General features: G+C 45.1%; 14 protein-coding genes and 1 pseudogene. All 15 read left to right on the forward strand.

The window, feature by feature from the left end:
- The first annotated feature begins 198 nt into the window (after positions 1 to 198).
- The 15 genes and pseudogenes from AK963_RS04190 to AK963_RS04270 all read left to right on the forward strand — a co-directional run bounded on the left by AK963_RS04190 (position 199) and on the right by AK963_RS04270 (position 20,577).
- Positions 199 to 1,171, forward strand: a pseudogene (locus AK963_RS04190) (IS5 family transposase).
- 249 nt (positions 1,172 to 1,420) lie between these two features.
- Positions 1,421 to 3,253 (forward strand): CHASE domain-containing protein, encoded by a 1,833-nt coding sequence (locus AK963_RS04200; RefSeq protein ID WP_083232449.1) that lies wholly within the window; start codon positions 1,421 to 1,423, stop codon positions 3,251 to 3,253.
- 175 nt (positions 3,254 to 3,428) lie between these two features.
- Complete coding sequence (locus AK963_RS04205) at positions 3,429 to 4,262, forward strand: phosphate/phosphite/phosphonate ABC transporter substrate-binding protein (protein WP_083232454.1); 834 nt, start codon at positions 3,429 to 3,431, stop codon at positions 4,260 to 4,262.
- 8 nt (positions 4,263 to 4,270) lie between these two features.
- Positions 4,271 to 6,919 (forward strand): PAS domain S-box protein, encoded by a 2,649-nt coding sequence (locus AK963_RS04210; protein ID WP_066014228.1) that lies wholly within the window; start codon positions 4,271 to 4,273, stop codon positions 6,917 to 6,919.
- 314 nt (positions 6,920 to 7,233) lie between these two features.
- On the forward strand, positions 7,234 to 8,028 hold the full coding sequence (locus AK963_RS04215) for a response regulator (protein ID WP_066014229.1): 795 nt from the start codon (positions 7,234 to 7,236) through the stop codon (positions 8,026 to 8,028).
- A 126-nt stretch (positions 8,029 to 8,154) separates the two neighbouring features.
- Positions 8,155 to 8,538, forward strand: coding sequence for a response regulator (locus tag AK963_RS04220; protein WP_066014230.1), 384 nt, complete (start codon positions 8,155 to 8,157; stop codon positions 8,536 to 8,538).
- Between the two features lie 27 nt (positions 8,539 to 8,565).
- Positions 8,566 to 9,717 (forward strand): response regulator, encoded by a 1,152-nt coding sequence (locus AK963_RS04225; RefSeq protein ID WP_066014231.1) that lies wholly within the window; start codon positions 8,566 to 8,568, stop codon positions 9,715 to 9,717.
- Positions 9,718 to 9,868: 151 nt separating this feature from the next.
- Positions 9,869 to 10,573, forward strand: coding sequence for a YaiO family outer membrane beta-barrel protein (locus AK963_RS04230; protein WP_175404429.1), 705 nt, complete (start codon positions 9,869 to 9,871; stop codon positions 10,571 to 10,573).
- Between the two features lie 11 nt (positions 10,574 to 10,584).
- Positions 10,585 to 11,646 carry a HEAT repeat domain-containing protein gene (locus tag AK963_RS04235; RefSeq protein ID WP_066014233.1) on the forward strand — a complete coding sequence of 354 codons (1,062 nt, stop codon included), beginning with the start codon at positions 10,585 to 10,587 and terminating at the stop codon, positions 11,644 to 11,646.
- 13 nt (positions 11,647 to 11,659) lie between these two features.
- On the forward strand, positions 11,660 to 13,090 hold the full coding sequence (locus AK963_RS04240; RefSeq protein ID WP_238593638.1) for a glycosyltransferase family 2 protein: 1,431 nt from the start codon (positions 11,660 to 11,662) through the stop codon (positions 13,088 to 13,090).
- A gap of 1,003 nt (positions 13,091 to 14,093) precedes the next feature.
- Positions 14,094 to 15,650, forward strand: coding sequence for a methyl-accepting chemotaxis protein (locus AK963_RS04250; RefSeq protein ID WP_175404430.1), 1,557 nt, complete (start codon positions 14,094 to 14,096; stop codon positions 15,648 to 15,650).
- A 115-nt stretch (positions 15,651 to 15,765) separates the two neighbouring features.
- On the forward strand, positions 15,766 to 17,913 hold the full coding sequence (locus AK963_RS04255) for a methyl-accepting chemotaxis protein (RefSeq protein WP_175404431.1): 2,148 nt from the start codon (positions 15,766 to 15,768) through the stop codon (positions 17,911 to 17,913).
- Between the two features lie 55 nt (positions 17,914 to 17,968).
- Positions 17,969 to 18,448, forward strand: coding sequence for a chemotaxis protein CheW (locus tag AK963_RS04260; protein WP_066014237.1), 480 nt, complete (start codon positions 17,969 to 17,971; stop codon positions 18,446 to 18,448).
- A complete protein-coding gene (locus AK963_RS04265; protein ID WP_066014238.1) occupies positions 18,438 to 19,790 on the forward strand; it encodes a CheR family methyltransferase in 1,353 nt (450 codons plus the stop codon). The genes AK963_RS04260 and AK963_RS04265 overlap by 11 nt, the downstream gene beginning before the upstream one ends.
- Positions 19,791 to 19,851: 61 nt before the next feature.
- Positions 19,852 to 20,577: a chemotaxis protein CheW gene (locus tag AK963_RS04270; protein ID WP_066014239.1), complete on the forward strand. Its 726-nt coding sequence runs from the start codon at positions 19,852 to 19,854 to the stop codon at positions 20,575 to 20,577.

Consider the following 20,577-nt stretch of genomic DNA (forward strand, 5'->3'; position numbering starts at 1 on the left):
ATCAGAACCTGATGCACAGAGTTTTTGAGAAGTTAGGCTTGGCAATGAATGACGAAAAAGTCATGAATACTTATGAGGAGCTAAGTAGCTATGGTGCTATCGCTGCATAATAGTGTCCGGAGTATTGCCCTAAGGAGCCTGCGATTAAGTCCCCCGATAATAAGCTAATCTCCTCTCAGCCCTTGCTGGAGATTAGCCATGGACCAACAACTCAGCTTTTCGGACGCTGAATTCACTCAAAAGCGTCGCCAGACCCGCAAAGAAATATTCCTTGCCCGTATGGATAAACTGATTCCCTGGCATCGTCTTGAGGCAATTATTGAGCCTTATTACCCCAAACCCGGGAATGGCCGTAGGCCTTACCCGCTGTCCACCATGCTTCGAATACACTGTCTTCAACAATGGTATAGCCTCAGTGATCCGGCCATGGAAGATGCCCTTTATGAAATTGCATCCATGAGACTATTTAGCGGACTATCTCTGGATAAATCGATTCCGGATCGTACAACCATCATGAACTTTCGGCACCTGCTGGAGGCTCACAATCTGGCTCGGGCTATTTTCACGGACGTAAACCAATGGCTTACTGAGTCTGGTATCGTTTTGAAAGAAGGCTCACTGGTCGATGCCACGATCATCGAAGCGCCGACATCGACAAAGAATCAAACGGGACAGCGAGATCCCCAAATGCACCAGACCAGAAAGGGTAACCAGTGGTATTTCGGCATGAAGGCGCATATTGGTGTCGATGCCCGTACAGGTTTGACTCATAGTCTGGCGACAACCGCCGTCAATGAACATGACCTTAATCAAGCCAGTAACCTGTTGCATGGTGGTGAACAGTTTGTCTTTGCCGATGCCGGCTACCGAGGCGCTGAGAAGCGAAAAGAGCTCAATACAGACGATGTACAGTGGCATATAGCCGAACAGCCAGGCAAGTTGAAGAAACTGAGGAAACATCCTCGAATCAATAAAGTCATTTTGAAAACGGAATAACTTAAAGCCAGCATCCGAGCCAAGGTGGAACATCCCTTCAGAATCATCAAATGCCAGTTTGGGTTTATCAAAGCCCGTTATCGGGGGACTGCTGAAAAATGATGGCAAACTGGCGATGTTATTCGCTCTGGCAAACATGGTTAGACTGGATCAGATGATTCGGACGCAGGGTTAATGTATCTGGAAGCCGGTAAACCGGCCTAAATAACAGGAATCTGAGTTATTTTTGAGCTGGATAATAGTGAATTAATAACTTCCATAAACTGTATTTCTTAAAAGTCACTTGCTCGCAGATTTTCTGACAGAAGGGATGCCTATGGCTTTCTGAGTGTCGAACTCACTTTGCTTGTAAATAAAGCTTTGTCAAGGAACTTTCATAGTAAACGATATAAATATTTTGGGGTAATCAACCGTTGAAAGAACCATGAATACAGGGAATGCAAAAGCACTCGATAGCGTAGCATTGAGAGCGAGGCTTGAAAAAGGTGGTCGCTTACACCGATTTCACTGGGTTATTGTGGTTCTTTCTCTGCTTCTAACCGTGGGAGCCTGGCAGTTTTCAAGCCAGCAGGTAGTGCAGAAGAATAAGAGTAAATTTGATCGTGAGTCCGAGCACATCATCAGGCTGGTGAAGGAGAGGATGGAGCTATACGAAAATGCGCTCAGGAGTGCAGCAGCATTGATTGACTCCAGTAATAACCAAGTCTCCTATGATCAGTGGAAGATGTATGCAAAAAGTCTGGATATAGATCAGACCTATCCCGGAATAAACGGTATTGGTGTTATTTTCAATATTCAGCCTAAGGACTTGGATCAGTATTTAGCGAATGAGAGAGCAAGCCGACCAGACTACCGGATACATCCGCAACACAGTGAAAAAGAGTACTGGCCAATAACATACATTGAACCAGAGGCAACCAACCGGCAGGCGATAGGGCTTGATATGGCGTTTGAGCAAAACCGCTATCAGGCCATTCAGCGTGCCCGGGATGAAGGTGCAGCTCAAGTGACTGGCCCCATCATTCTGGTTCAGGATGCCGAGAAAACACCGGGTTTTTTATTTTATACGCCGGTCTACAAATCATCAGGTATTCCTGAAACCCTTATTGAGCGCCAGCAATCAATCCTTGGTGTCTCTTATGCGCCCTTTATCATGAGGGAGCTGATGAAAGGAACACTGGCAAAGGAGAACAGATATCTTCGGATCAAAATCAGTGATGCGGATGTTTTGCTCTATGAAGATAACCCGCAGGAAAGAGACGTGGATTCAGATCCACTCTTTGCCAGAACGTCTGAAGTGGAAATGTACGGTAGAACCTGGGTGTTTGATATCGAATCGGGTCAGGCTTTTCGTCTTGCGACCAGCTCCAATCAGCCATATATCATATTAATTGCAGGCATTATTATTGACAGTCTTTTATTGGGTCTCTTTCTTTTTATGACACGGATGAACAGGATGGCACTGCAGTATGCTGATCAGATGACCCGGGTTCTTGAAGAGAAAAATATCAAACTGAAAGAGGCCAGCAGAGTGAAGTCTGAATTTCTATCTGTTGTCAGCCATGAATTGCGCACACCACTGACCTCTATTCATGGAGCGCTGGCTCTTTTCGGGCAGATGAATCAGGCATTACCAGAAAAAATGCAGGAAATACTCGATATAGCGCATAAGAACAGCAAACGGCTTAACCGGCTGGTTAATGATATTTTGGATGTAGAGAAGCTGAGTGAGAATAAACTGGAGTTTGACATTGCAGTCACCGACGTAGATCAACTCATTCAGAGTATCGTTAGAAATCAGGCCGTGTACTGTGAACAGTATCATTCAAGCATTATTGTTGAGGGGGATGCTAAAGGGGTAGTCATTAATACCGATCAGCATCGATTGGAGCAGGTGCTCATTAATTTTCTCTCAAATGCGATCAAGTTCTCTCCTGAAGGCAGTGATGTTGTTATCCGGTCTCAAATCATAGAAAACAAATTGAGAATTGAGGTGGCTGATCAAGGGCCAGGGATACCGGAAGACTTTAAAGAGGTTATTTTTGAGCGCTTTACTCAGGTTGATTCATCCTCTACCCGTGCTGTTCAGGGCGCAGGTTTGGGCCTTTATATCTGCAAAAAAATTATTACTGCATTGGGGGGGGATATTGGCTTTACTTCAGCTAATGGAAAAGGAACCGTATTTTATGTTGAGTTTGATTTACAAAACACCGGTCATGAGAAAGCCATGAATAGAGGGGGAGTGAGTCAGAAGTAGGTATTTATCAATGTTAGCTCCAGCTTCAAGTGCGATACTCACATGCCTGGTCGCAATTTTGTGCATCAACTTGATCATGGAGTCACATAGTTTCCTGTAGCATGTGCATCTGTACTCACAATTAGACAGAATGCATATTTACATCTGATCAGCCATGAAAAAGCTGGAGTCTTTTATGGAAAAAATCCGCTTCATAGGCACTGGCTGTATTCTGTCTTGCTTATTTCTGTCATTTTCTGCGATGGCAGAGAGTCAAAGAGTGTACTTATTTGGTGTGGTGCCTCAGTTTGCTGTTCAACAAACGGTTGAAACCTGGCAGCCGGTACTTGATGAGTTAGAGATAATAAGTGGACTTCAATTTCAATTCCATCCATCTCCGTCCATACCTGAGTTTGAAAAGCAGTTTCAGGAGGGGAAGTTTGATTTTGCGTATATGAACCCCTATCACGCTATTGTAGCTAGCCATGAGCAGGGGTATATACCGCTGATCCGGGATCTGAGCCGACAACTTTATGGCATCCTGGTGGTCAGGAATGACAGCTCGTTACAGTCGGTTGAGGAGCTGGCAGGAAAAACCGTGGCTTTTCCCTCTCCCAACGCATTGGGTGCGGCTTTAATCCCACGGGCTGAGTTCTCCCGAACCTACCGTATCCAGGTGAATGAACTGTACGTGAAGAGTCATAGCTCAGTGTATCTCAATGTTCTGCTGGGCAAGGCCTCCGCTGGTGGTGGGGTGCAGAGAACATTGTCCCTTCAGCCCAGACGTATACGAGACCAACTACGGGTTTTGTATAAAACACCCAGGGTGGCAAGTCATCCAGTGGTGTCGCATCCAAGGGTTACGGACACGGTAAAGGAGCAATTCAGATCAGCTTTTATCGAATTAGCCGACAGTAAGAAGGGCAGGGGTTTACTGGAGAGGATTCCAATGAAGGTACCGGGTAGTACGAGCCTGAATGATTATGCACCTATACGCAGTATGGGGCTGGAAGAGTTCTATGTTAGGTAGGGGGAGCGATGAGTCTACGGATTAAGTCGCTATCCCCTATTGTCCTGGCATTTGGGTTTTTAATTCTATTTATCCACTCTTACTGGCTGCCACAGCTAATTAATGATGAGCGTAAACACATACTGAAGAGTGAGCGGGTCTTTATTAACCTGCTGGGTATGGCCTTGCTTCCAGATATTCTCAACAGCGATTTAGCCAGAGTACATCATACAGTTGACTCGGTATTAGCAACTAAGACTGACTGGCATCTGGTACAACTTTATGATGAAAAACAGTTGCAACTGTACCCTCTCGAGACTGTCGACCTTCCTGATGAGAATAGTATAGAGTTATTGAAAGATACTATTGTATTTGAGGGGAGGACTGTCGCTGAGATCCAGGTTTTTATTGATTTGGAATCAGCGCTGGCAGTTGAAATAGAACGTATTTATAACTTTGAACTCTTGATAATTGTCATTGCATTGTTATCCATGGTGTTGATCGCATTGCTGCAGAACCTGTGGGTATGGATTCCCATTAAGCAGCTGATGGAGGTTACCGGAAAAGTTGCAGAGGGAAACTATCGCGATATTTCATATCGTGACTCGGCCAATGACGAAGTGGGCAGAGTGCTCACTGCATTTCGCAACATGTGTCATCAGATCCAGGAACGGGAAAACGACCTTCTTAACAGTCAGGCTCGTCATAAAGCCGTGATAGACAATGCGGTTGATGCCATTATCAGTATCAATACCCGTGGCTTGATAGAGGATTTTAACCCCGCTGCAGAAAAGATATTTGGTTATCATGCCCATGATGTTCAAGGTAAAAATATCAAAATGTTGATGCCTGAACCCTATCAGAGTCATCATGATGGTTATCTTCAAAATTACCTGAATACCGGTGTCAGAAAGGTGATCGGTATTGGAAGAGAGGCTCAAGGGCTGCGTAAGGACGGTTCGGTATTTCCTATGGAGCTGGCGATAAGTGACATTACGCTTGGTGACCAGCGTGACCAGCGTGACCAGCGTGACCAGCGAACCTTGTTTATTGGGATTGTTCGGGATATTTCAATACGAAAAAAAGCAGAGGCCGAGCTTGAAAGTTATACCAAAGCACTGGAGAAGTTTCATAACGTCATATCGTTAACCGAATTGGATTTACCGCAGAAGTTACAGCGGTTGCTGGAGCTTGGGTGTACGATTTTTGACATGCCGCTGGCGATTATCAGTCGTATTGAAAATGAGTCCTACACGGTGGAGTACGTTTCAACTGATGATGGTGCACCATCGGTGGGCACTTCATTTCCTCTCGGTAATACCTACTGTATTCACACGTTAATTTCCGGCGTGCCCACAGGGTTTGATTATGCAGGCAAAAGCCAGATTAAAGATCATCCCTGTTATCAATCCTTTGGATTGGAGTCTTACCTTGGTGCTCGAATTCTGGTTGATGGCGTGTGTTATGGAACAATAAATTTTTCCAGTGCTGAGCCTCGTTCAGATGGGTTCCGAAAGGGGGATTTTCAGCTTATTCAGCTATTTGCCCAATGGATTGGCCATGAGATGTCACGGTGCAAGGCTGAGCAATCACTTTATCAGAGTACCATATTGAGACAGGCGATTCTGGACAGTGTCTCCTACAGTATCATTTTTACCAATTCTGAAGGCTTGGTCAGCATGGTAAATAAAGGTAGTGAGCATATGCTTGGCTATACCACCGATGAGCTAACGGGAAAGTCGGTCATTGAACTGCATGATCAGGAAGAGGTTGACAATATTCAGCGGATGTTCACCCGGAGGGGGCAGCCTGAGGATGAGCAGGACGGACAAGATAATGTCAATAAAAGGGAACTGAGTTACATCACCAAAGAGGGGCAATATATTCCAGTGGCGTTAACAGCAAAAAGGGTATTTGATGCTTCGGGAGGTGTACAGGGGCTGCTGTTCGTTGCCCGGGACATCACTGAACGGAAAAAAGTGGAAAAACTCCAGCGGGAGTTTGTCTCGACTGTTAGTCACGAGCTTAGAACACCTCTGACATCAATCCGGGGGGCTCTCAGATTATTAATTCAGCTAGGACAAGCTTCGCTGGAGCCGCAGATGCAGGATCTTCTGACTACTGCTGATCGTAATGCCGAGCGCCTTCTCTTCCTGATAAATGATTTGCTGGATCTTGAAAAGATTAATTCAGGGAAAATGGAACTTTCTCTTGAAGAGGTTGATCTTGCGGATCTGGTTGAGCAGGTTATTAAAGAGAGTGAACATTACGCGTACTCACGCAATATAAGACTGAAAGGAGAGGGTACGCTTGGCTTTGCTGACAGGGTGCATGGGGATAAGCAAAGGCTTAAACAGGTGCTGGCTAACCTGATTTCCAATGCGGTCAAATTCTCTCCTAAGGATGAAATTGTATCAATCAAACTCGAATCGGATGAGGAGTGGGTTCGTGTGCTGGTTATTGATCATGGTCCGGGGGTTCCTGATGAGTTCAAGTCTCAAATATTTGGCCGTTTTATGCAGGCAGACAGCTCTGATACCCGAAGTAAAGGGGGGACAGGGCTTGGTCTGGCAATTTCGCAAGCGATTATTGAACTCCATGGTGGAATCATTGGGCTCCACAGTGAACCTGGACAGGGGGCTACTTTTTACTTTGATTTGCCTGTTGTAAGTAGTTAACCAAATGAAATCATATTTTCTGAACAAGTGGTCAGTCACTCCCGGCAACTGCTCCATGCGTTGCTCTAACCCCTGCATCCATGCAGTTGTGCGGTGTTACAACTCTGGTCACATAGCTACGGCTATGCTCCCGTCGTTGTGCCTTGCATAGTAACTGTCCACTCATCCAGAAATATTCGATTCCATTTGCTCAACTACTTATAAGCCGGAGTCAAGCCTGGTTGGTAATGTTATAGGGTCAGCTACTAATCAAGTTTGAGGATGGAAGGCCGATGGTCTGAGTACTCATGATTAAATAGATTGAGACAGGCATTATGGGCTTATCACTGCAAAATATTTTATATGTTGATGATGATGACGATATCAGGGAGCTGGTGCGCTTTGCACTTAGTCAGCAGGGGCCTTATAAAGTGGATGTCTTTGACAGCGGTGTGAAAGCCCTTGAGGTGTGTAAAACACTTCATCCTCAGCTGGTCATTCTTGATGTAATGATGCCTGATGTCAGTGGTCCAGAGCTGTTGCAACAGCTCAAAGAGCTTCCACAATACCAGCACATACCTTTTATTTTTATAACGGCGAAAAACTCAATGGAATCCATTGAGGAGTATAAAAATATGGGAGTGTCGGGAGTAATCTGCAAACCATTTCAACCTTCAACGTTGCCTGAAACAGTTGAGTCAATCTGGCACGATTTTCATGAAAAAAACAGTAGTTCCATCAGCCAAAATGTTGATCAGTTAAAACACAATTATCTCGATACTCTCCAGCAAACCATTGAGAACATTCAGAGACTTCTTGTCGAATTGGAAACCAGAGAAATGTCGCTGATGGATCTTAATGAATTACGGAATACTGCCTTCAAGCTCAAGGGGTCTGGTGAATCATTTGGTTTTCCGGATCTTTCAGATTCAGCTAGAATTTTGTCGCATGTTCTGGATGACGTAATGGCAACCAATGGGCAGCAGTCTATCAGTGAACATGACCAGTCCCGAATTACTGCTCTTTTACTGGCCCTGATCACTTCCATGGAAAAAACCAGGGCAGGACAGGTATCTCCAAGCGATCAATCGGGTTCTTTCAAATTTCTCATAGCTTCCAAAGGGAAATAACTCCCTTGTTCTTAAATAGCTGGTTATATGAAATATCTGTCCAGTTATTTATACCTGTTAACCCGTTGCTTGATCCGCCGATGATACTTCTATTGTGAGGGCCAGCCTCATTACAAGGGGAGAAAAATGAAAGAGCCGCTGGTTGAAATATTGCACGTTGAAGATGATGCCGATATTCGCAAGATTACCGAATTAACTCTGGCTACCGTTGGGCAATTCAAGATTACAAGTTGTGAATCCGGCGTGGAAGCGTTGGAAAAAGCGAAAACCCTCAGGCCTCAGTTAGTACTTCTGGATGTGATGATGCCGGTTATGAGTGGTATTGACGTGTTTAAAGAGCTTAAGAAGCTGGAGGGCTATCAACAGGTTCCGGTGGTTTTCATGACAGCTAAGGTACAAGCCACCGAAGTTGAACGGTATATGGAGTTAGGTGTCTGCGGTGTTATTCCAAAACCCTTTGATCCGATGGCATTACCGGATCAGCTCAATACGCTTTGGAATGCACAGTAATAATGATGGCATTGCACTGGTAATAAAATGGATAACTCGGAACAATTTAAAGCGCAAATGCGCCAGCTCCAAAAGGAGTATCTGACATCTCTCTCGGGGCTCCGGAGTGAGCTCAACCAGTTGCTGGTTGATCCTGAACTGGAGCAACCCGAAGGAATGGCTTGTTCCCGGCTGAAGACCATCGCACATAATCTGGCGGGCACGGGAGCAACCTATGGATTTAACCGAATAAGTGATACCGCAGCGCCCCTGGACTGTTTGCTTGGCAGTATTCACACTGCAGAATCCGGGCGTTCAATAAATGCGGATGCTATGGCTCAGCTACAGTTGCTGGCTTCGGAACTGATTGATGCCATCAATGAGGCTCTGGGTGATGAAAACAAGGAAGAGTCAGCTCCCCTGAAAGTTGAGGTTACTGAGAGTGGAGAGTCTGGTGAAGCGTCAGTAGCCGCTATTTTGTTGATTGATGATGACATCATGCTCGGTAAAGCCGTTAAGTTGGTTCTGGAGCAGGAATCCTATTCAACAACGATGGCTATGACCGGGGCCGAAGCGCTGGATAACATCAAAAGATCAACCCCTGATTTGATTTTTCTGGATATCAATTTACCCGATACAACAGGCATGGCACTGCTTGAGCAGTTAAAGGCAATCCCTGAGCTTGAAAAAACACCTGTCGTAATGCTTTCCGCCGTAGAAGATATGGAGATCGTGGTTAACTGTCTGTCCCGGGGAGCCAGTGATTACCTGACTAAACCCTGTGATGGTGCGGTGTTGCTGGATAAAGTCAGGGATACTCTGAATCATGCCTCATATAACATCTTGCTGGTGGATGATGATGTCATGATTACCGGGGTGCTATGTAACCTTTTAAACCGGGAAGGGTATCAGGTGACCACCTGCAGCAATGGTATTGATGCCGTTCAGTATGCCCAGGAACACCACCCTGACCTGATGATACTGGATTGTATGATGCCCGGCCTGGATGGATTTGCTGTACTGCATAAAATCAGGAGTTCGGCGGAAACCAGGGACGTTCCAGCCATCATGCTGTCAGCGCTGAATCAACAGAACAATATTGCCAAAGGGCTTGAGTTGGGAGCCAGTGACTATATCTGCAAACCCTTTGATCCTGTTGAGTTGCTGGCAAGGGTTCAAAAAGTGTTGCCGATACAATAATCCACCTGATGATTGATATAACGGATATGGCAAAGGAATGTCATCGAATTGTATAAAAAACAGATCACCATGCCTCACTGCTGAATCAGCCTTAAGGTTTACCAATGGTTGGTATACCTCATTTTTACTATTGCTTCTTATACTTTCTTCTATGAGCAGAGCTGAGGTCAGGCTCTGGCGTGCTGATATTGGTGCATCGACGACGGTTTTTAACAATCCGCAGCTGCGCCACTGGCACAAACACCAGTACAGTCTTTCGAGAAAGTTCAATGGGGGGATGGCGGTTGCCATTCAGGCCAGAGAAGAGCAGCGCTTTGGCATGAAAGATGTGGCTGTCGGGGTCTCAGTGTACCAGAGGTTGTCGGCCCAATATTCCGGATCTGCACATATTACTTTGGCCCCTGACGCCAGCTTTCTGCCATTCCGTAAAGCAGAGTTTCGTCTAGAGTACCGACCGGACAGAAGTACCCCCTGGGCGTTAAATGGCAGTTTCAAGGGGGAGTGGTATGGTGATAACACTGTCTACTCAGTTAAACCGGGAACGACCTACTACATCAATGACCTGCTGGCTTTTTCTGTCCAGGGGATCATTACCGACAGCCGCCGTACCCCACATACTGTTGATATGCTCATCAAAGGTGACTGGCACCCTGGAGGTAACTGGCGAGCCTATGCCGGATATTCCAATGCCCATGAATTGGACAGTAACCGGGTGATTGAAGCGGATAGCTGGTTTGCTGGTACGGAGTATCGATATTCGGAGAATATGAGGCTACGAACGGGATACAGTCGAGACAGGTTGGCAACCTTCTATGTTCGTGAAGAGTTATCCGTTGGACTGACATTTTTCTTTTAGGGGCCAGAACCATGGAATGGTTGATCATCTGGTATACTGGGCTGGCACTGGCCACTATCTCACTTGCCATGATGGTCATTGAAATCATGGTACGGTTCTACCGGCATAAAATTGAAGTGAAGCAACAGTATCGCCGGAAGACGTTAAGTCAATGGTTGTCAACCTACCTCTTTAGCCCTCTTGAAACAGTCGATAAAAAAACTTTGTCGCTTAGACAAAGTGATAACTGGTTACTGGTTGAAATAGCGGATGAGCTTTTCAGGTCTTTAAAAGGAGGGTCAGCAGAAAAGCTTACCCTCGTGCTTGAGGAGCTTGGGGTGTATGCATACCTGTCGGACTTTCTGGATGGTAACAATGCAGAAAAGCGCATGAAGGCTATTCAGATACTCTACCACTCTTCAAGACTGTCTGATGCGTGGCTATTTCAGATAATGATTAATTACACAGAGCCTGAGCGATTAAGGTTTCTGGCAATGAGGGTTCTTTTGAAAAAAGATGCCTGCTATGTCATACCGGTCATTGATACGTTAGAAAAAAACAGGAATATCTCCTGGTTACTGGTGGCGGATATCCTGAGAAATACAGATTCTGCCGGTATTGAGGATTTGTTGAAGGCAGCTGTCCATATCCGTATGCCGACGGCGATTCGCATAGGTGCGATGCACGCTTTACAGGAGTTACGGGCTCCCATTGAGATAGGTTACTTTCACAGTATGCTGCAGGAGAAGGATGAGCGTATCCGATACCACATGCTGCTGATAATGAAAACTGTGTGCCCAGCTATCGACAATCTGATATTGCAGGAAGCGCTGGCTGATGATTCGGTACGGGTTCGTCGAATGGCCGCTGAACTGTCGGAAACACAAAAGCAGCCGGAGTTGATAAATGCCCTTTATACAGGGCTGAACGATGAAGACTGGCTGGTGACTTATCATTGTGCCTGTGCACTTTACCAGTTGGGAGATGCGGGACATCGAGTGCTGGATCTGGCTGTCAGCAGGGAGGGCAGGGCTGGAGAGATTGCAAAAAGTGTGTTGTTGGAACAGCAAAAGCCAGTGAACATTGAGGGATGAAACCGTGAACGTGATGGATCAGGCACAAACGTTTCTTCAGCAATATGCCCAGGAAATTGAACTGGTCAGTCTTTTTTTTATCACTAATACCCTGATCATTGCACTTATTCAACTACTCCCCGTTCTGTTTGTGTTAATCATTCATAATAAGTCCAAAGAATCGTTCAGCGAAGAGTTGTTTATCTCATCGGGTCTGGCCCCACCCGTAACAATACTGACTCCTGTTTTTAATGAAGAGGCACTGGTAGAGGTTAGCGTTGATGCACTGCTAGCGCTGAAATATCCAGACTACCAGGTGATCGTGATTAATGACGGCTCCAGTGATCAGACGCTACACACGCTCATCAGCCGATATGAGCTGGAAAAGGTAGACTATGCGGCGGAGTGGAAACTGGAGCATGAACCTGTCAAGGATATTTATATCAGCCGCCTCAATACCAACCTGCTGGTCATTGATAAGGAGAACGGGGGAAAGGCCGACGCCATTAATGCCGGTATTAATGTTGCCCGTTCGGACCTGTTCTGTGTCATGGATGGAGATACGTTACTGGAAGAAGAATCTCTGCTCAAGATCATCAAGCCTTTTGTTGATGATCCGGAACATACCATAGCCGTTGGTGGTACGGTTTGTGTTCTCAATGGTTGCAAAGTACGGCATGGCATTGTTGAAAAAGTAGGGTTGCCGAAAACCTTTCTCGAATTAGTTCAGGTTGTGGAATACCTGAGGGCTTTTATGATCGCCAGAAACGGGTGGAGTCGTGTTGGTATGTTAACCCTGATATCAGGTGCTTTTGGTGTCTTTAAAAAGGATATTGTCTGCAACATTGGTGGCTATCCCAAAGGTTCCATGGGGGAGGATATGGAGCTGGTAATGGAAATGCATCGCTACGTAAGGGATAGCCTGTCATCCAGACACCATATTGCAGCTGTTCCCGAACCTGTATGCTGGACAGAAGTACCTAGTACGATACGATCATTTTGCAATCAGCGTACCCGTTGGCAACAGGGTAGTCTGGAGACATTTTTCAATAACATTTCTATCTTGTTTAACCCAAAATACGGTCGGGTGGGGTTGTTATCCATGCTAGTCATTCTGGTTGTTGATGTACTGGGGCCAGTTCTGGAGTTGTTTGGTTACTTTGTCATCACGGTCACTTATGCAGCAGGCATACTGGAATTTCATGCACTGCTCGCTTATATAGGCCTGATGACACTGTTTGGTATCTTTACCAGTTTATTATCGCTCTGGCTGGAGGAACGATGGAATAGAAGTTATAAAGAGACAAGAAGTTATATAAAGTTACTCTTCGTGGCGATTATTGAAAACATCGGCTATCGACAGCTGGTTAATTTGTTACGACTGGTGGGATGGCTCCAGTTTCTTCGTCGTAAAAAAGAGTGGGGATATATGCCAAGGAAGGGCGTTCAGGTTATAGAGCAATAGTAAGGTCTCAGAATTTCTCACTCTGAATTAAAATCTCTGAATTTAAAGGGCTGCAGGAGAGTTTAAGGATATAAGTATCGCAGACTTTTTTACTGTTTTCTCTCTCCTATTAGACAAAGTGGAGGAGAAAGTTTTTCGACCTCTTATTTTTTTGTATATCAATACCTGTGGTTAGTTCTGAATTTGCCTGTAGTTTACCGGTCCTTTTCCGGTAGAGGCCCGGGACTGGGTTTGAAAAGATCTCTCCTGTCGTTTCTGTTAGCCAGTACATAATTATGCCTGTGTGATGTGATTACTCTGATATTGGAAGCTGGAATGCCCGACTGATTCAATAACCTCGAAATTCTCAGCCCTTTCATGATAGCGGTATTGTCATCTGATCTGCCAATTCCAATGATTGTAATGACCAGAAGTCCTCTAAGAGGCGCCAGAAGCTCATATACTTTTTGGAAAAAATCCCTTTCCGATTCTTCGTTTTGAGGGTCAAACTTCTGGATAAAGGGAATGTATAATAGATCAAATGCTTTCGGGTTCTCGGCTTGATAAGGTGCTTCATTGGTATCCTGAACAAGACCGTCATCAAAAATCCCACCCTGTGCACGAGTGCTAACATGCGTTGAAACTTCTGTTTGACTATTCTGGCTCCTTTCAGATTTTATACATAACAATTCAGACTTGCCTGGAATTAAAGGGATACTAACCCTTCAAAGGCTTTCAGCTTTTTATCGATCTTATGTGTTGAAACTTTGACTAGAGATAATAAAGATTGGTTGATCCCATCAAATAATTGACAGTCAGAACCATTGCCTGATTTCACTTAATGCAGAACAAAACGGTGTAATTACTCTAAACCGTTGAACCAAATCGGCTAGGCTTTATTTAGATGTGGAGAATAAATTGAGCTCCACCTCCACTCATTCAATAAGAACAGTCAGTTGGGAAGGAAATCTGCATGTGGAACCTGTTTTTAAATAATGTGAAGCTGAGGATGCAGCTTTTCGTTATGCTGGTTTTGGTTTTTATTGTCATGTTGGCCGGGCTTGGTGGCATGGGCTTCTGGTTATTTCAGAAGACTGAGCAATTAAACCGGGCTGACCTCCTTCTTGAAAAGTCTGAAGTTGCAGTTACCCGCCAGTTGGATGAATGGAAGAATATTCTGCTTCGTGGTCATAAGCAGCAGGCTTATGACTCTCACCTCGCTCTGCTTCATGAAATGGAAACACTTTCCGCCAGGTATTTGACAGAAGTGATGGGGATTCTGGCAGGACTTGAGATCGATACAGCCGGTGTTGAAGATGTGATTCGTCATCATGAGGAATTAAATCAGCTGCATATGACCGCTCTAAAAGTATTTGATCCTGATAATTCGTTGTCCTATCGGAAGGTAGATCAAATGACCGGTGGGGAAGAAGCTGCATTGATCCGTGAGCTTGAAGCGTTGATTCAGACTGTGCATAGACTGCATGAAACTGAAAATGGTTTTCTGATCAGACAGCTGGTTATGACCTGTATTCTTGTTGTGGTTCTCGCGGGGCTGTTGATCATGTTTTATTCGCGTGCCCTGACGGATCGTTTGGACAGGGTTGTCAATGCCACGCTGGAAATATCGAAAGGCAATTTAATCTCAAGGATTAATGCGCCTGGTACCAACGAACTGGCACAGCTTGGTCAGTCCTTTAACGATATGGCGAATAGTATTTCTGAGCTGGTGAATAATGTAATGCAGTCAGGTACTCAGCTTTCAAGCACGGCGGTTAATATCAGCGCGACCACCAAGGAGCAGGCCGCTTCCGCCAAAGAGCAGGAAGCGACAACCCATGAGATTATGGCTACCTCAGAGCACATCTCAAAAACTGCCCGTGACCTGGTGGAAAATATGGATGAGGTGGCACGGGCTGTTGATGATACGTCTGGTCTGGCAGAGCAGGGCCATGATGGGCTGGCAAGGATGAGTGGTACAGTTGAGCAGATGGTGCTTGCATCCCAGAATATTTCCGACAAACTCACTGTGCTGAATGAGAAAGCCAACAAAATTAATGTGGTAGTGACTACTATTAATAAAATTGCGGATCAAACCAATCTGTTATCCGTCAATGCAGCTATCGAAGCAGATAAAGCGGGTGAGTATGGTGTGGGCTTTAGTACCGTAGCTACTGAGATCCGGCGTCTGGCAGATCAAACAGCTGTGGCAACCTTCGATATTGAAGAGATGGTTAAGGAGATGCAGGCCGCCGTTTCCGCCGGAGTGATGGGGATGGAAAAGTTCTCAGACGAAATCAGGCAGGGTGTTGATGATACCCGTCAGGTCAGTGGTCAGCTGAGTTTGATTGTTGAAAAAGTCCAGACATTAGGGCCTCACTTTGAGTCGGTTCATACAGGGATGCGTTCTCAGTCCGATGGTGCAGAACAGATTAAAGAAGCGCTTTCTCAGTTGAGTGAAACCATCCGTAATCTGAATGATTCAATGCGGATGTCCAACAATATCGTGGATGAATTGAATAGTGAATCAGATCGCTTGCAGCAGTCTGTCGCTGTCTTTCAGTTGAACTCTAATTCTTAAACTCTCTAGAGTTGGGGGCTGTATTCTCTGTTAGAGAGCATATTAATAAAAAGAGTTGGTGCTGTTTTTATTTGAAAAATTAAATTCATGGAATGAAATATCAAGAGGCATGGAAATGAATTTCTGGAACCGCCTGGATTTCAAAAAAAAACTATTGGTTGTTATTACATTGTGCAGTTTGATACCGTCGTTGGTTATTAGTGTTTTCAGTCTGGGTGTAAAGGTTGAGGCGTTGGAGAATGATGCTTTCCAGCATTTGGAAGCCGTCCGAACAATAAAAGCCCATCAAATTCAGAAACAAATTCAAAAAAATAAACAAGAAATTGAAACTTTGGCTGATCAGCTTGAAGTGCATATTACACTGAATGGCCTGGAAAAAACGATAAACTATTTTGAAGAGAATGGGTTAAGAGTTTTTTCTCGTTATATAAAAAGAAATGGGTATGACGAAATTTATTTATTCGATGCGAAAGGCTTTTGCTTCTTTACCGTTGAACATGGGAGTGAGTATCAGACTAACCTGCTGACAGGGAGCGATAGAGACAGTGGCCTGGGAGATGTTGTCAGAGGTGCTTTGAAGTCTGGAAGCTTTCATATGGTTGACTTTGCTCCTTATGCCCCGAGTGGAGGCAAGCCTGCAGCTTTCATTGCTATTCCCGTTATGTCTGAAGGTCAGGCTGTGATGGTGCTGGCGCTCAAGTTATCAGTACATACGATTGATGAAGTAATGACAGAGCGTACAGGAATGGGAGAAACAGGGGAGACGTATCTGGTCGGCTCGGATAAGTTGATGCGTTCTGACTCGTTTAAAGACCCGGTTTATCATTCGGTTGATGCTTCCTTTGAGCACCCTGTCCGCGGGAAGGTTGATACTGCAGCAGTTCATGATGTATTTGAAGGTCAAACCGGTTCAAAAATTATTCATGATTTCAATGGTACTGAAGTTCTTTCTGCATATGAGCCTGTCCAGGTCTCGGATAATGTAACCTGGGCTATCCTGGCAGAAATTGATGTTTCTGAGGCTTTTCTGCCTCTCCATGAAGCACAGCGTACCATGTTTGTTATTGTTTGTGTGTCTGCATTACTCATCATTTTGATAGCGCTTTTGCTTGCCAGGGTTATTGCCAAACCGATCAAAACCATGTCAGACACCATGGTCGCTGTCCAGCAAACCGGTAAGCTCTCAATGCGTCTACCCGTTGTCAGTAAGGATGAGACCGGTCAGGCGGCTATGGCGTTTAATAAAATGCTGGAAGGACAGCAGAATATTATTGCTGAAGTTCATGAGGTGATGGCCTCCGTTTCCTCTGGAGACTTCTCCAAAAGAGTCGAGCTGGATGCCTGTGGTGATTTTGACACGCTGAAGACAGGCACAAACCAAATGGCGGATAGTTTGTCCAAGATTGTTGATGATGTGCAGAAGTCCTGTGTTCAACTCTCCAGTACCGCGGTAAATATCAGTGCGACAACAAAAGAACAGGCCGCATCAGCCAAGGAACAGGAAGCTACAACCCATGAAATTATGGCGACGTCTCAGGGGATTTCTCAAACTTCCCGAGAATTAGTCAGTAATATGGATGAAGTTGCCCGCGCGGTTGATGATACATCTGAACTTGCTGAACAGGGGCATGAGGGGCTTACCCGAATGAGGGGAACTGTTGAGCAGATGGTGTCAGCGTCACAGAATATTTCGGATAAGCTGGCTGTTTTGAATGAGAAAGCCGGAAAAATTAATGTGGTCGTAACAACCATTAATAAAATTGCTGATCAAACAAACTTGTTATCAGTCAATGCCGCAATTGAAGCAGATAAAGCGGGAGAGTTTGGTGTGGGGTTCAGTACCGTTGCGACCGAGATTCGCCGACTTGCTGATCAGACGGCAGTGGCAACTTATGATATAGAGGAAATGGTTAAGGAGATGCAGGCGGCTGTATCAGCAGGGGTCATGGGAATGGAGAAATTCTCTGATGAAATACGTCAGGGGGTTGATGAGACTTGCAGGGTGAGTGATCAATTAAGTCAGATTGTCGAGAAAGTTCAAACATTGGCACCTCATTTTGAATCAGTGCATCAGGGGATGCGCTCTCAGTCTGATGGAGCTGAACAGATACAGGAAGCCTTGAGCCAGTTGGGTGAAACAATACGTAATCTGAATGATTCAATGAGAATATCTAATAATGTAGTGGAAAATCTGAACGATGAATCGGAGCGGCTAAAGCAGTCAGTCGTATCCTTTCAAGTTGATGGGGAGATGCCGCATTAATCAGGTACTTTGTTTTAATTAGAGGGTTCTCTTTAATCACGGAATGATTCAAACAATGATTTACTTACGCTTTGAAATTGCAGGGCAATCCTACGCTTTAACAAGTGATGCTATTGTTGAGGTGATTCCTTTCCTGCCAATTAAAAAGATTACACATATTTCGCCAGAGGTTTCTGGCATGCTGGATTATAGGGGTAATCTGATACCTGTTATTGATCTTTCCATGTTATTTCATCAGCAGACAAGCTCTGCTTATGCGAGTACTCGTATCGTTGTCGTCAACTACCTGCAGGAAGATAAAAAGTTATTGTTGGCTTTAATTGCTGAACGCGCTACGGAAACGATCAGGCTTGATGAGAGCGACTTTACTCCACAGGTCATCAGCAATAAGAGGATTCCTTATTCTGCTACGGCAACAGTGGAAGAGGAATTAATCTATCGATTAGAGGTGGAGGGTATCCTTCCGTCGGAGCTCAAAAGCCAGCTCTACCCTCAGAACACGGATAGTGGGGAGCCTGGGAGACATGTCAATTAATGCCCTGACTGGGTTACTGCGTCAGCATATAGGCTTGGATCCTGAGTCGATAGGGCAGCAATCAGTCAGCCAGAGTATTCAGCGGCGCATGGATGCGGTGGGGGTTGATAGTACAGATGAATATTATCTTCTGGTTATTGACTCCCCACCGGAAATGACAGCTCTTATTGATGAAATAACCGTTGGGGAGACCTGGTTTTTCCGTGAGTTCAGGGCATTTGCAATTTTGCAGGAAAAAGCATTAAGCAGCAGAATCAATATACGTACGCCTGGTCCGTTTCGAGTTGCCAGTATGCCTTGCAGCAGTGGTGAAGAAGCCTACTCGATAGTCATGGCGTTAATGGATACCGGCCTGCAGGAAGATCAATTTATTGTTGATGGCTTTGATATTAATAGTGAAGCGATACACAAAGCTTGCAAGGCTGAGTACGGGAGAGCTTCATTTAGAGGAACAATGCCTGACTTTTCGACCCCTTACTTTGATAAAACTCGTGAAGGGTATCGTCTGAAGTCGTCGGTCAAGAAATGCGTTGATTTTCACCAGGCGAATTTGTTAAGTCTTCCTGAAAATACAGAGTCAGCGCCTTATGATGTTATCTTTTGCCGGAATTTCCTGATATATCTGGATGCTGAAAGCCGTCGTAAAATGGCTAAGGCTCTGCGCCAGAATCTGAAGGATGATGGGCTGCTGATTGTTGGGCATTGTGAAGCGCCATCGATGGCTCAACTGGGCTTTTATACTCTCGATCGTAATAAACGTTTTTGTTTCACGAAATCAGTCAATGAGTTTGAGCAAGCTGTCCGACGCTGTCGAAATCGAATGGTTTCTGAATCTATATCCCGCAAATTTTCTGATACGAATGTAAGGCCTCAAAAAGTCGGTAATCCTGGAAAAAAAACGGCTTCCAGAAATCTAAAGCAGCATTCAGCTCATCAACCTGCTGTCAAACATCAGGCACCAGTATCAACATTAGTCTCCCCACAGCAGTCAAAATCTCTGGTTGATAAATCATCACCAGCGGAATTGGAGGTATTAACCGGTGAGGAGTTGCTGGAGGCTATAGAGGGTCTGGTGGATAACGGTAAGCTGAATAAGGCACGAGAGTCGTGTCAGCAACTGATACAGCAAAGTCCGGAAAATATGGAAGCCCAGTTTATGATGGGGGTTATCAGTGAAGCTGAAGGTGAGTGGGAGGCCGCTTCTCACTGTTTTCGCAAAGTGTTGTATCTGAATCCAGAGCACCATGAGGCACTTTTGCACAGTGCCATGGTATGTGAACGCCAGGGAGATATGAGCAAGGCAGAAAATTTCAGAATACGGCTACGTCGGTTGATTAGCTGAGTATTGGATGATGAAAGTATACCTTGAGGTATTGATTAAGGACCATTAAGGGAATGAAACCATGGCAGAAGAGGAATCATCAAGTGAGCTGATTCAGACAGACTATCAATCACAAGTTGATGCCTGTTGGCGAAGTATTGGTGTCTGGGCCAGTCATGGGGCAACTTGCTCCATTCTGAATGAGGTTATTCATTGCCGTAATTGTCAGGTTTATATTCAGGCCGGGCGGGATTGTTTATCTGATCAGTTACTCCCTGATGCTGATGAGATGCAGAAATACAGTGAATTCTATCGTGAAAAAAAGACGGCTTCAGACTCTGGCTGGTCTAAAGTGACTCTTTTTCGTCTTGGCTCTGAATGGTTTGCATTAGATACAGACATTGTTATGAGTGTTTTTAAACCTCAGTCCTGTTGCTGGGTACCTCATCGCAGTAACAGAGGAATAAAGGGCATCGCTAATGTTGATGGCGACGCTCTGGTAGTGGTTTCCCTGTCCCAGCTATTAGGGATTGTAGCGGAGGAGAGTAATGATAATGTCGAGCGGGGTGTGAGCAAGGCATACCCTCGTATGTTGGCAATTGGTAAGTCTGATAAGCCAATGGTAGTGGAAGTTGATGAAGTGTGGGGGCAGTCAAGATACAACGCTGAGCATGTATTACCGTTACCGTCCACAGTGAGTAAGGCTGCTCATAAATACAGTGTCGGCCTTATACAGCTTGAAGACAAACGTGTAGGGCTGCTGGATGCAGCTTTACTGCTTTATGGCCTTGAACAGGCTATGAAATGA

This window comes from Endozoicomonas atrinae, assembly GCF_001647025.1.
GTDB lineage: Bacteria > Pseudomonadota > Gammaproteobacteria > Pseudomonadales > Endozoicomonadaceae > Endozoicomonas > Endozoicomonas atrinae.